Origin of the sequence: Pseudomonas agronomica, assembly GCF_025917275.1 — a bacterium.
Classification (GTDB): Bacteria; Pseudomonadota; Gammaproteobacteria; order Pseudomonadales; family Pseudomonadaceae; genus Aquipseudomonas; species Aquipseudomonas agronomica.
The window spans coordinates 1-12,065 of the sequence record NZ_JAOSHO010000130.1 but is presented as its reverse complement, the minus strand read 5'-3'; the positions used below and the strand labels follow the sequence as shown (position 1 = coordinate 12,065).

Annotated in this window: 11 protein-coding genes and 1 pseudogene; 4 read left to right on the top strand and 8 right to left on the bottom strand. The window is 61.9% G+C overall.

The genetic code is table 11. The annotated features are described in order from the left end of the window. The coding region (locus OC610_RS12135) for a PAS domain-containing protein (protein ID WP_264427977.1) at positions 1-448 on the bottom strand (448 nt) is incomplete at its 3' end. A 165-nt stretch (positions 449-613) separates the two neighbouring features. Between OC610_RS12135 and OC610_RS12130 the strand changes: the two genes are divergently transcribed. The 3 genes and pseudogenes from OC610_RS12130 (at position 614) to OC610_RS29735 (ending at position 2,280) form a co-directional block, all read left to right on the top strand. Next, positions 614-829, top strand: coding sequence for a TIGR02450 family Trp-rich protein (locus OC610_RS12130; protein ID WP_198795720.1), 216 nt, complete (start codon positions 614-616; stop codon positions 827-829). A gap of 116 nt (positions 830-945) precedes the next feature. Continuing rightward, positions 946-1,725, top strand: a pseudogene (locus OC610_RS29740) (PAS domain-containing protein); the annotation flags it as partial. A 75-nt stretch (positions 1,726-1,800) separates the two neighbouring features. After that, a complete protein-coding gene (locus OC610_RS29735) occupies positions 1,801-2,280 on the top strand; it encodes a methyl-accepting chemotaxis protein (protein WP_408636577.1) in 480 nt (159 codons plus the stop codon). 5 nt (positions 2,281-2,285) lie between these two features. On the opposite strand, the gene OC610_RS12115 is transcribed toward OC610_RS29735, so the two are convergent. The 6 genes from OC610_RS12115 to OC610_RS12090 form a co-directional block, all read right to left on the bottom strand. Beyond that, positions 2,286-3,866, bottom strand: coding sequence for an ABC transporter ATP-binding protein (locus OC610_RS12115; RefSeq protein ID WP_264427976.1), 1,581 nt, complete (start codon positions 3,864-3,866; stop codon positions 2,286-2,288). 13 nt (positions 3,867-3,879) lie between these two features. Then, positions 3,880-4,902, bottom strand: a complete 1,023-nt coding sequence (locus OC610_RS12110; RefSeq protein WP_264427975.1) for an ABC transporter permease — start codon at positions 4,900-4,902, stop codon at positions 3,880-3,882. Further along, positions 4,902-5,960: a microcin C ABC transporter permease YejB gene (locus OC610_RS12105; RefSeq protein WP_264427974.1), complete on the bottom strand. Its 1,059-nt coding sequence runs from the start codon at positions 5,958-5,960 to the stop codon at positions 4,902-4,904. The genes OC610_RS12110 and OC610_RS12105 overlap by 1 nt, the downstream gene beginning before the upstream one ends. After that, positions 5,960-7,828, bottom strand: a complete 1,869-nt coding sequence (locus OC610_RS12100) for an extracellular solute-binding protein (protein WP_264427978.1) — start codon at positions 7,826-7,828, stop codon at positions 5,960-5,962. The genes OC610_RS12105 and OC610_RS12100 overlap by 1 nt, the downstream gene beginning before the upstream one ends. Positions 7,829-7,957: 129 nt before the next feature. Further along, entirely contained in the window at positions 7,958-8,239 is a 282-nt protein-coding gene (locus OC610_RS12095) for a peptidylprolyl isomerase (protein WP_264427973.1), read from the bottom strand. Positions 8,240-8,313: 74 nt separating this feature from the next. Then, positions 8,314-9,186 (bottom strand): esterase/lipase family protein, encoded by an 873-nt coding sequence (locus OC610_RS12090; protein WP_264427972.1) that lies wholly within the window; start codon positions 9,184-9,186, stop codon positions 8,314-8,316. Positions 9,187-9,510: 324 nt separating this feature from the next. On the opposite strand from OC610_RS12090, the gene OC610_RS12085 reads away from it, so the two are divergent. Next, entirely contained in the window at positions 9,511-10,590 is a 1,080-nt protein-coding gene (locus OC610_RS12085; RefSeq protein ID WP_264427971.1) for a hypothetical protein, read from the top strand. Positions 10,591-10,614: 24 nt separating this feature from the next. Here OC610_RS12085 and OC610_RS12080 read toward each other — a convergent pair whose 3' ends face one another. Continuing rightward, entirely contained in the window at positions 10,615-11,685 is a 1,071-nt protein-coding gene (locus OC610_RS12080) for a 3-deoxy-7-phosphoheptulonate synthase (RefSeq protein WP_264427970.1), read from the bottom strand. Positions 11,686-12,065 lie beyond the last annotated feature (380 nt).

Sequence of the window (12,065 nt, the reverse complement as noted above, 5' to 3'; positions counted from 1 at the left end):
GCCGCGCCCGCAACAGCGAACGGGTCGAGGCCAGCTCTTCCTGCATGCTCAGGTAGCGCTTGAGCATCGGCGACAGGCTGCGCAATTCGTCGAACAAGGCAAAGCCAATGGCGCCGATCACCGCGCCGGCGTTGTCATGGATCGGCAGGCGCATCACCACCAGCGGTTCCTTGGGCGTGTCCTGCATGTCCAGCAGGATCGGCCGCCCGGTGCGCACCACCTCGCGCAGCAGGCTGCCCGGGATGACGCTTTCGCACGCCCGGCCGATGGCTTCCTGCGCCGAGTTCAGGCCGAAGCGACGGGCATAGCGTTCGTTCATCCAGACGATATTGGCGTCACGGTCGACAATCACCGTGCCCTCGCTGGACTGCTCGATGATCTCGAACAACGAGCGGATCGCCAGCGTGCGCACGCGCTTGTAATCCTTGAGGCTTTCGGTGGGGTTCATCGGCCATTTCCAGGGAAGGCAGGCTTGCGGTAGGAAGCCGGTCGTTTGGCGGCATTATGCCGAGGCACGAAGGTTGATCAACACTCCCTTCTGAATCGTCGTGGTGAGATGATCTATAAACTTGTACAGTTAAGCGATTACGTACATGAAAATTGCGAACAAACCATGAACAAATTCAACCCTCGGAAGCTCAAGCTTTCCAAATGGACGGCGTGCGAGCCGGTCAATCGGGAGAAGCATTTTCTCGTCATCCAGTTGCTTTGCGACGATCAGGGAGCACCGACCCAGGTCGAGTTGCAGGCTGTTCACAGCGCCCGCAGCGAGCTTATGGACTGGCAGGCGCTACGGGACAGCAGGCGTTGGAAGATGGGCTGGAGCTGATGACCAAGCTGCGTAAAGAGAAAAGCTCTTTGAGTTGTACAGAAATATAAAACTGTACAAGTTTTGTTGGGTGATGGCTTAATGCTGTCCAGTCAACGTCTCGGGGAGCGGTACCCATGTTCATTCGCACTCGCAAGCATCAGGACGCTTTGCAAGACATCCAGGCCAGGCAGGCGATTCTTGAAGCGGAGCGGGTGGCGCTTCAGGGTTCCATGGCAATGGTCGAGCTCACGGCAACGGGAGAAGTGCTCGGCGCCAGCGCGCCTTTCCTGCGCATGACGGGCTATTCACTCGACGAGATCATCGGCAAGCCCCACTCGATGTTCTGCGAACCCACCTATGTGCGCAGCGGGGAACACGCCGCGTTATGGCAGCAGCTAGGGCGGGGGGAAAGCGCCGAGGCGCAGTTTCTGCTGCAGCGGCGCGAGGGCGGCGGGATCTGGGTAGAGGCGAGCTATGTACCCGTCTGCACGCGGGGCGCGGGCGTGCAACGCATTGTCCAGATCGTCCGCGACCGCCATGAGCACGTGCTGCGCGCCCAGGCAGAATCCAGTGTCATGCAGGCGATCGACCGTTCCATGGCGGTCATCGAGTTCGACCTGAGCGGTACCGTGCTGCGGGCCAACGACAATTTCCTCAAGGTCATGGGGTATCGACGCGAAGACGTGCTCGGCCAGCACCACCGCCTGTTCTGCAAGCCCAACGAAGTGCAGGACGAAGCCTATCGCAGTTTTTGGGCCGCGCTGAACCGTGGCCAATACATGAGCGGGCTGTTCCAGCGCGTCGACAAACGAGGCGCGACGGTCTGGCTGCAGGCGACCTACAACCCGCTCTACGACGCCAATGGCCGCTTGTATGGCGTGGTCAAGTTTGCCACTGACAGCACTCGCGAGGTCGAACAACGCCAGACTGAATCAAAAGCGGCGCGACTGGCCTTCGAAACATCGCGAAAAACCGATGAGCACACGCAAATGGGCACCTCGGTTGTCCAGCAAACCGTGACGGTGGTGCAGAGCATTGCCGATGAACTGCAGCAGGTCGCCCTGGGCATTGGTGCCTTGAGTGCCCAGTCCGAAGAAATCGGCAGTATCGTCGACGCCATCCGCGGGATCGCGGAGCAGACCAACCTGCTGGCGCTCAATGCCGCCATCGAAGCAGCCCGGGCCGGGGAGCAGGGGCGTGGTTTCGCGGTGGTCGCCGATGAGGTGCGCAACCTTGCGCGCCGCACCAGCCAGGCCACCGTGGCCATCTCCGACGTGGTCGGCAAGAACCGCGAGCTGGCCCGGCAGGCGGTGACCAGCATGCAATCCAGTACGCTCAAGGCAGAGCAAGGCGTGAAGCTGGCGAACCAGGCAGGCACGGTGATCCTGGACATCCATCGCGGCGCGCAGCAGGTGGTCGAGGTGATTGGCGAGTTTGCACACGCCATGGATCAGCGAGGCGACGCTTGATCGCGTCAGGCTGACCCCGGATGCGCCGCCGCCAACAACTCCTTGGTATACGGATGCTGGGGTGAGTCGAACACGTCATGGCTGGCGCCTTGTTCGACCACCTTGCCGTCCTTGATCACGAGCATGTCGTGGGCCAGGGCGCGCACCACCGCCAGGTCGTGGCTGATGAACAGGTAAGTCAGGCCGTGCTTTTGCTGAAGGTCGCGGAGCAGGGCGACCACTTGTTTCTGCACGGTGCGGTCGAGGGCTGAGGTGGGTTCGTCCAGCAGGATCAACGCTGGCTTGAGCACCAGCGCCCGGGCGATGGCGATGCGCTGGCGCTGGCCGCCGGAAAACTCGTGGGGATAGCGATGCCGGCTCTGTGGATCGAGGCCGACTTCCTTGAGCGCCTGGATCACCCGCGCTTCGCACTGCGCGGCGCTGGAGGGGCTATGGACTTCCAGGCCTTCGCTGATGATCTGTTGCACCGACATGCGCGGGCTGAGGCTACCGAACGGGTCCTGGAAAACGATTTGCATCTGTTTGCGCCAGGGCCGCAGTTCCTTGTGTGACAGATGATCCAGCGCATGGCCCTGGAAACGGATGCTGCCTTTGGATTCGATCAGCCGCAGGATCGCCTGGCCGAGCGTGGATTTGCCGGAGCCGGACTCGCCGACGATGCCCAGGGTCTTGCCGCGCTGGATGCTCAGGCTGATGCCGTCCACGGCGCGCAGGTATTCCTTGCGTCGGAACAATCCGCCGCCGAGGGGGAAGCTGACCCGCAGGTCCTCGACTTGCAGGACTTCTTCGCGTTCATCCCGGGGCAGGGCTTCGCCTTCCGGTTCGGCGTGCAACAACTCGCAGCTGTAGGGGTGTTTCGGCGCGCTGAACAGGGTTTCGCACGGCGCCTGCTCGACGATTTCCCCGGCCTTCATCACGCACACCCGTTGGGCGATGCTGCGCACCAGGTTGAGGTCGTGGCTGATCAGCAGCAGGGACATGCCAAGGCGCTGCTGCAACGACTTGAGCAGCAGCAGGATCTTGCGCTGCACGGTCAAGTCCAGGGCGGTGGTCGGTTCGTCGGCAATCAACAGTTCCGGTTCGCAGGCCAGGGCCATGGCGATCATCACGCGTTGGCGCTGGCCGCCGGAAAGCTGATGCGGATAAGCCTTGAGTCGTTCGGCGGGTTTCTGGATACCGACCAGGGCCAGCAGTTCCAGGATTCGCTGGCGCGCGGCCTTGCCACCCAGGCCTCGATGCAGCATCAGGGTTTCGCCGATCTGCTTTTCAACGCTGTGCAGCGGGTTCAGCGAGGTCATCGGCTCCTGGAAGATCATGGCGATCCGGTTGCCGCGCAGTTCGCGCAGGGTCTTGGCCTCGGCACCCACCAGTTCCTCGCCGCGATAGCGAATGCTGCCGGTGGTGCGCGTGCCGGTTTCCGGCAGCAGTTGCAGGATCGAATGCGCCGTGACCGACTTGCCGGAGCCCGACTCGCCCACCAGTGCCAGGCACTCGCCGGGGCGAATGTCCAGGCACAGGTTGCGCACCACCGTCTGGTCGTTGAAGGCCACGCTCAGGTCGCGAATTTCGATCAGGTTGTCGCTCATCTCAAGGTTCCGCTCATGACCGTGGGTCGAACGCGTCTCGCAACGCTTCACCGATAAACACCAATAGAGAAAGAATCAGCGCCAACGTGAAAAACGCCGTCAGTCCCAGCCACGGCGCCTGCAGGTTCTGCTTGCCCTGGGCGATCAGCTCACCCAGGGATGCGCTGCCGGCCGGCATGCCGAAACCGAGGAAGTCCAGGGCCGTCAGTGTGGAGATCGCCCCAGTGAGAATAAAGGGCAGGTAGCTCAGGGTGGCGTTCATCGCGTTGGGCAGGATATGCCGCACGATGACTTTGCGGTCGGTCAGGCCCAGGGCCCTGGCGGCCTTGACGTATTCGAGGTTGCGCCCGCGCAGGAACTCGGCGCGTACCACATCCACCAGGGCCAGCCAGGAAAACAGCGCCATGATCCCCAGCAGCCACCAGAAATTCGGCTCGACGAAACCGGACAGGATGATCAGCAGGTAGAGCACCGGCAGCCCGGACCAGACTTCCAGCAAGCGTTGCCCAAGCAGGTCCACCCAGCCGCCGTAGTAACCCTGCAAGGCCCCGGCGGCGATGCCGATCAACGCGCTGATGGCGGTCAAGGCCAGGGCGAACAGGATCGACACCCGGGCGCCGAAGATCACCCTCGCCATGACGTCCCGCGCCTGGTCATCGGTGCCCAGCCAGTTGACGCTCGACGGCGGGCTTGGCGCCGGTTGGTTGAGGTCGTAGTTGGGCGTGTCATCGCTGAACGGGATGGGCGGAAACAGCAGCCAGCCGCCGCCCTTGTGAATCAGGTCCTGGACATAACTGCTGCGATAGTCGGCCTGGAACGGCAACTGGCCGCCAAACTCCTGTTCGGTGTGGCGCTTGAACACCGGGAAGTACAGCGAGTCCTCATAGCTCACCATAAGGGGCTTGTCGTTGGCGATCAGTTCACCGCCCAACGTCAGGATGAACAGGCCGATGAACAACCACAGCGACCACCAGCCACGCCGGTTCTTCTTGAAGCGCTCGAAACGGCGGCGGCCCAAGGGGGAAAGCTGGAACATCAGGCGTTCCTCGCGGCGAAGTCGATGCGCGGGTCCACCAGGGTGTAGCAGAGGTCGCCGATGAGTTTGATCAGCAGGCCGAACAGCGTGAAGATAAACAGCGAGCCGAACACCACCGGATAGTCCCGGGACACGGCGGCTTCGTAGCTCATGCGCCCCAGGCCGTCGAGGGAGAAGATCACCTCGATCAGCAACGAGCCGGCGAAGAACACGCTGATGAATGCCTGGGGAATGCCCGACACCACCAGCAGCATCGCGTTGCGGAACACGTGGCCGTACAGCACCCGGCGTTCGCTCATGCCCTTGGCCCGCGCGGTGACCACGTATTGGCGGGTGATCTCGTTGAGGAACGAGTTCTTGGTCAGGATCGTCAGGGTGGCGAAGCCGCCGATCACCAGCGACGTGACCGGCAGCACCAGGTGCCAGAAGTAATCGGCGATCTTGCCCAGGGTCGACAGGGATTCGAAGTTGTCCGAGACCAGGCCGCGCACCGGGAACCAATTGAGCGAAGTGCCGCCGGCGAACACCACGATCAGGAACATCGCGAACAGGAACGCCGGCATGGCGTAGCCGATGATGATCGCGGTGCTGCTCCACACATCGAAGGCCGAACCGTGGTGCACCGCTTTGCGGATGCCTAGGGGGATCGACACCAGGTAGGTGATCAGCGTCGCCCAGAGCCCGAGGGAAATCGTCACCGGCATTTTTTCCAGGATCAGGTCGGTGACCGTGGCGCCGCGGAAAAAGCTCTTGCCGAAGTCCAGGCGGGCGTAGCTGGTGAGCATCAGCCACAGGCGCTCGTGGGCGGGTTTGTCGAAGCCGTACTGTTTCTCGATGTCCTTGATCAGTTGCGGGTCCAGCCCACGGCTGGCGCGGGAGCTGCCGGTCATGGCGTTGCCCGAACTGCCGACGCTGGCGCCGCCGATGCCCTGCAGGTGGGCGATCGCTTGTTCCACCGGCCCGCCCGGCGCGGCCTGGACGATGACGAAGTTCACCAGCAGGATAATCACCAGCGTGGGGATGATCAGCAGCAGGCGCCGCGCAATGTAAGCCCACATCAGTGATGCCCTCCGGGCGAGCCGCGCTTGATGCGTTCGGCGGTCATCTGTTCGTTGGTCAATGGCGTGGTGCTGACTTCCCACCAGCTCTCGATGGCTTCGTCATTGCTCGCCTGGACTTTCGGCATGCCGAAGCGGTTCCACCACACGGTGGAGCTGCCGGGCGGGTAATAGTTGGGGATCCAGTAGTAATTCCATTGCAGCACCCGGTCCAGCGCATGGGCATGGCGGAGCATATCGCCCTGGGTGGTGGCCTTGACAAGACCGTCGATGAGGGCGTCCACGGCGGGGTTCTGCAAGACCATGTAGTTGTTCGCGCCGGGGTCGGTGGCCGCCGCCGAGCCAAAGTAGTTGTAGAGTTCCGTGCCCGGCGAAGTGCTGACGGGATAGCCGGTGATGATCATGTCATAGTCGCGGCTCATCAGGCGGTTGACGTACTGGGACGAGTCGATGCGCCGGATGTTCATGTCGATGCCGATCTGCGCCAGGGTCCGCTTATAGGGGAGCAGGAGGCGATCGATACCGTTCTGGGTCACCAGGAAAGTGAAGCTCAGGGCCTCGCCTTCCGCATTCACCAGGCGATCGCCGTCAGGTTTCCAGCCGGCCTGTTCCAGCAGTGCCAGGGCTTGCAGTTGCTTGTCACGGATGATGCCGCTGCCGTCGGTTTTCGGTGCCTCGAAGACTTGGGTAAATACCTCGTCGGGTACCTTGCCGCGCAACGGTTCCAGAATTGCCAGTTCGCCTGCATCGGGCAGTTGTCGGGCGGCGAGGTCGGTGTTGGAGAAATAGCTCTGTTGACGCACGTAGAGGTTGCGCATCATCTGGCGATTGCTCCACTCGAAGTCCCAAAGCATGGCCAGCGCCTGGCGCACGCGGCGGTCCTGGAACTGTGGTCGTTGCAGATTGAACACGAAGCCCTGGGCCGGCTGGGGCGCCTCGGTGGCGAGGTGGGCCTTTTGCAGGCGACCGTCGCGCAGGGCGGGGCTGTCGTAGCCAATGGAATAGCCGGTGGCGGAGAACTCTCGGTTGTAGTCGTACGCGCCGCCGCGCAGGACTTGCCGGGCCACGTCGGTGTCCCCGAAGTACTCGATGCTGAAATGGTCGAAATTATAGAGGCCGCGGCTGACCGGCAGGTCCTTGCCCCACCAGTCGGCGTTGCGCTCGAAGGTGATGCTGCGGCCCGAGTCGACCTTGCTCACCCGGTATGGACCGCTGCCCAGGGGCGGCTCGTAGCCGCCGCCGTTGGCGAAATCGCGGGTTTTCCACCAGTGCTCGGGAAAAACCGGCAGGGTGGCGATGTCCAGGGGCAGGGTGCGGCTTTCGTTGTTCTTGAAGTCGAAGCGAACGGTGCGTTCCGATTCCACCTCGACACCTTTGACGGCGGCGAATTGGGTGCGATAGCGCAGGCTGCCCTGGGTCATCAGCAGATTGAAGCTGTAGCGCACATCTTGCGCGGTGATGGGCGTGCCGTCGGCAAAACGTGCCTTGGGATTGAGGTAGAAGCGTATCGACAGGCCGTCCTCGGCGCGTTCCATTTTCTCGGCAACCAGCCCGTAGACGGTATAGGGCTCGTCCAGCGAGCGCTGGGCCAGTGGCGAATAGAGCATGCCATCGACCTGGCTGACGCCGATGCCTTTGTCGATATAAGGCAGTACATGGTCGAAATGGCCGATCTCCATGGCTGAGCGGCGCATCGTGCCACCCTTGGGGGCCTGGGGATTGGCATAGGCGAAATGACCGAAACCTTCGGCGTACTTGGCCGGTTCGCCATAAACGGTCAGGGCATGTTGGGGGGTGGCATTCACCATTGCGGCGCCTGTCAGCAGGAGCACGGCGGTGAACAGCCAGGAGGGAAACGCCAGTCGCATTGTCAGCCTTAACGCCGGGTGATCGATGACCACGATTTGTACGCGAGCGACGTGTCGATCGCCAGTCCCTCGCATGACCCAAACATGACGGCCCGCCAAAAGGCGGGCCGTCATGTCGATAAACCGGGATCAGTCCTGGCGGCTGGTCACTTCCAGCAGGTGATAGCCGAACTGGGTCTTGACCGGGCCTTGGACCACATTGATGGGGGCGCTGAACACCACGGTGTCGAACTCCTTGACCATCTGGCCTGGACCGAACGAGCCCAGGTCGCCGCCCTGGCGGCTGGATGGGCAGGAGGAGTTGGCCTTGGCGACTTCAGCGAAATCGGCACCACCTTCGATCTGAGCCTTGAGTTCGTTGCACTTCTCTTCGCTGGAAACCAGGATGTGGCGGGCAGTGGCTTTGGCCATGGGGAAAATCCTTTCAATGTCTTTAAAAGTGGTCAGCCTACCGGAATTGGTATGGGTTTGTTGTCAAAAATGCGTCAAAGCCCGACGATTCGCAGGCGCTCGGCGTGCCTCAGGTAGAGCGCCACCGGATCGGTTCCCTTGCACCGTTCGCCGCCGACCGATTGATTGATCGCGTCCAAATGGTCCATGGGGTAATCGGAGCGGATGACCTTGCCCAGGTGCGAGCTGAAGCGGCCGACGATGCCATCGTTCTGCCCAGCCTCGGTGATGAAATATTCAGAGAAGGCCCGGCAGAAACCGTGGGCGGCACCCGCAGCGTTCTCAGCGGTGTCTTGCACCGTGCCGCTCCACGAGTAATAGCGCACGCCGTTGACCTCTTGCGCGCCGTTGCCTCCCCAGTTACGGGGCAGGCCTTGAGGGTATTTGTCGTTGAATGCGCCCACGCCTTCGGTGGTCAGCGCTGCCAGTGCCGCGATGGCATGTTGCGGGAGCTGTGCCTGGCCGCTGAGTGATGAAATGAAGTCGGCAAAAAGCGTCGCGACCCGACTCGCGACATGCTCCGGCAGACGGCCCGGGGTCAACGCCTTACGCAGGAAATCGGCGAGTTCCGAACCTTGATTTGGCCCGTTGACCGAAGTGACCGAGGCGACAATGTCCGGCGCCACCGCGCCGGCATAACGGCCAGCCAGTGCGCCTTGGCCGTGACCGATCAGGTTGACCCTGGCGGCGCCGGTTCCATCCAGGACCCGGTCAATCTGCGCAAGTAGCTGCTCGCCGCGAGCTTCATTGCAATGGGTGGCTGATACGTACGGGATGAAGACTCGGGCACCGGCCGTACGTAGGGCTTCTTTGATGTCATGGAAAAGTTCGGATTGCCCAACCTTTTCGAACCCGAACAAACCATGGACCAATAGGATGGGAAAGCGCGTGGTTGCATTCCGTTGCATGTTCATACCTTTTTCGAAGAGGTTCATGTTGTGTTGCCAGCGCCACTCTAATCGAGGCGTTGAGCATGCGGTGTAGGACAAGACCGCTGCGAGCTGCGGAAACCGGAATAAAGAACGCGAGAAGTTTCTTGCGAGGCGGGATGATGCCTAGGACCGAGAGATGCGTCTGATAGCGAGCGCGCTTCGAAGCTACAACCTCAGTTGCTGGAGACCACTCTTCGTGTCGTGTTGTCTGATTGCCTGTCTGGGCACAAGCAATTTCAATGGCTTCATCCGGCACCGTCACATCAGGCGGTGCCTTTGTCCAAGGATTGGAGCCAGGAAATGACTGTTGAATCATCTGTTGCCAAAACAAGGCGTTCGCCGCACAAACTGCCGGCGCCTGTGCTGGCAAAGGCCCAGGGAGGCGTGATCAATCCCGCCTGGAGCAAGGTTGTCGTCACGGTCGTGCCATACCCGATGATGGCTTGTGGCGATGAAGTGCTGTTGTGTTGGCATGGCCTCAATAACGATGGCGAGCCATACCGTCATGAAGTCCGCCGGTTTGTCACGGGACGGCAGGTAGGGCGCGACGTCGTTTTTGTCGTGCGCGAACCTCACCTTGCCGAGCTGGAGGGTGGCTCGTTGGAACTCTCGTATCGGGTAACCGGCAAGCAACTGCCCGCCGGGCTGGTTTCGGACCCCTTGCAGTTGGTGATCGGAGATGTACCGACGCATTTGTTGCCGCCTATCGCCAACGATGCGGTAGGCGGGAGTCTCGATCCAGGGCGAGTGCCCGAGGGCACGCTGGTCACTGTGCGGCCGTATTCAAGAATGGCGGCAGGCGATCGAATCATCCTCATTGCCAGCCGTGATTCGAAGCCGTTATGGCGCGATGAACTCGATATCGAAGCCTATGCAGTAGGCCGTGAAGTTTCGTTCTGGATTGAACACTCCAATATCGCTCCCCATCTCGGGCACTCGCTGAGCTTGACCTATATCGTCAGGCGAGGGCATCTGGTGCGCCGGGCCGAATCGTTGTCGATCCACATAGGTCCGCTGGTGCGCCCCGCGCTGAAGGCGCCGGTCATCCTGGAGGCGCATGATGGTTGGCTTGATGTCGACGCGCTTGATGACGCGGCGACAGTGGTCATCGACGGGGTTGGACTGGAGGCGGGGGAGCTGGTCTGGTTCCAGTGTGATGGCACTTATTTCACCGTCCGCGACTGTTCGATTACCGAGGAGGCGGCAGGCCAGCCGGTGGTCTTCAAGGTGCCCGCCGCTTATTGGCGGGATCAACTCGACCGTCCGGTCTACTTCTTTTATAAGGTCGAGCGCCTGGATGATGTCAGCCAGCGATCTGCCACCGAGACCCTTCAGGTGCGTTCCGGGCTGCCTGGCGGCGGCAAGCCCCGCGCCGAATGAGGGCTTGCCGATTGTTCAAGGTGTTCACGCCTGCGATTGCAACCTGCCGTGAGCCTGGCGTAACAGCTGCTCGGTGGATTCCCAGCCAAGACACCCATCGGTGACTGACACCCCGTAGCGCATCGCCGGGCCCAATGGCTGGCAGCCCTCGAACAAGTGGCTTTCCAGCATCATGCCGATGAGGGCGTGATTGCCCAGCAGCCTTTGTTCCAAAACGTCATTGAACACCTGGGGCTGGCGCAGTGGGTCCTTGCCGCTGTTGGCGTGGCTGCAATCGACCATGATGCGGGGCGGGATCTTGAGTCGCGCCAGGTCGTCGTGGATCCGGGCCACGCTCTGGCGATCGTAGTTCGGCCCGCGATGGCCGCCGCGCAGCACCAGGTGAGTGTCGGGGTTGCCCGGGGTCTGGATGATCGCCGGATGTCCCTGGCTGTCGACGCCGAAATGCCGATGAGGGTGAGCGGCGGAGCGCATGGCGTCACAGGCGATGCCGACGCCGCCGTCCGTGCCGTTCTTGAACCCTACCGGCATGCCCAGGCCGCTGGCCATCTCCCGGTGAATCTGCGATTCGGTGGTGCGGGCGCCGATCGCTACCCAACTGAGCAAGTCGTCGAAGTAGCCGGCAGCCATGGGCTGCAACAACTCCGTGGCGACGGGCAGGCCGAGTCGCAGCATTTCACGCATCAATTCCCGAGACAGGCCGAGACCGGCGGCCATGTCATCACTGCCGTCGAGGTGAGGGTCGTAGGCCAGGCCTTTCCAGCCGATGGTGGTGCGCGGCTTCTCGACGTAGGCACGCATCACTAGCAGCATGCTGTCGCTCACCTCCCGGGCAAGACGGGCCAGGTTGGCGGCGTATTCGAGGGCGGATTTCGGGTCGTGGATGGAGCAAGGGCCGACGATGACCAACAGGCGGGAATCCTCGCCATTGAGGATTGCGCGGACCGCTTGGCGATGGACGCCGACTTGGTGACTCAACGCCGCATCAAGTGGCAATTGTTGCTTGAGCTGCAACGCGCTTGGCAAGCGCAGGGTCAAGGCTTCATTGGCAGGGTTGAGCGTGGACAGCGGCAAAGCGGAGACGGACGAATTCATGATCTGGCTTCCTGGGCGGGCAGCGGGTTCAGTCCCGCGCGCCGGCCCTATTGGGGTGTTCGACAATTGGCCGTAATGGCCCGCAACGTAGGCATGCCACCGGTAGGTGACCGATCGGAGGCGGCAGGCTGTCCCGAGCGGTGGCTGGTAAATCGCCAGGCGGAAAAACTGTCGTAACGGTAATAAGTGGCGTAGTTCATGGCTCAATCCTCAAGTTGTCTGGTGCTGCGAATGTCTGGGGCCTGAAAAACAAAACCCCCGGTCGGGAGGCCGACCGGGGGTTTGGAAAACTCTGGAAGGCGACCCGTTTTTCATGGGCGCCGGTTGGGTATCAGGCGCGCCAGTGGCTAAACCAATACCCAAAATAAAAGCTGACCGGA

Coding starts and splice junctions, on each gene's coding strand:
- OC610_RS12090 (WP_264427972.1), bottom strand. CDS start 9,186: ATGCAACGGAATGCAACCACGCGCTTTCCCATCCTATTGGTCCATGGT.
- OC610_RS12080 (WP_264427970.1), bottom strand. CDS start 11,685: ATGAATTCGTCCGTCTCCGCTTTGCCGCTGTCCACGCTCAACCCTGCC.
- OC610_RS12100 (WP_264427978.1), bottom strand. CDS start 7,828: ATGCGACTGGCGTTTCCCTCCTGGCTGTTCACCGCCGTGCTCCTGCTG.
- OC610_RS12115 (WP_264427976.1), bottom strand. CDS start 3,866: ATGAGCGACAACCTGATCGAAATTCGCGACCTGAGCGTGGCCTTCAAC.
- OC610_RS12095 (WP_264427973.1), bottom strand. CDS start 8,239: ATGGCCAAAGCCACTGCCCGCCACATCCTGGTTTCCAGCGAAGAGAAG.
- OC610_RS12130 (WP_198795720.1), top strand. CDS start 614: ATGAACAAATTCAACCCTCGGAAGCTCAAGCTTTCCAAATGGACGGCG.
- OC610_RS12085 (WP_264427971.1), top strand. CDS start 9,511: ATGACTGTTGAATCATCTGTTGCCAAAACAAGGCGTTCGCCGCACAAA.
- OC610_RS12105 (WP_264427974.1), bottom strand. CDS start 5,960: ATGTGGGCTTACATTGCGCGGCGCCTGCTGCTGATCATCCCCACGCTG.
- OC610_RS12110 (WP_264427975.1), bottom strand. CDS start 4,902: ATGTTCCAGCTTTCCCCCTTGGGCCGCCGCCGTTTCGAGCGCTTCAAG.
- OC610_RS29735 (WP_408636577.1), top strand. CDS start 1,801: ATGGGCACCTCGGTTGTCCAGCAAACCGTGACGGTGGTGCAGAGCATT.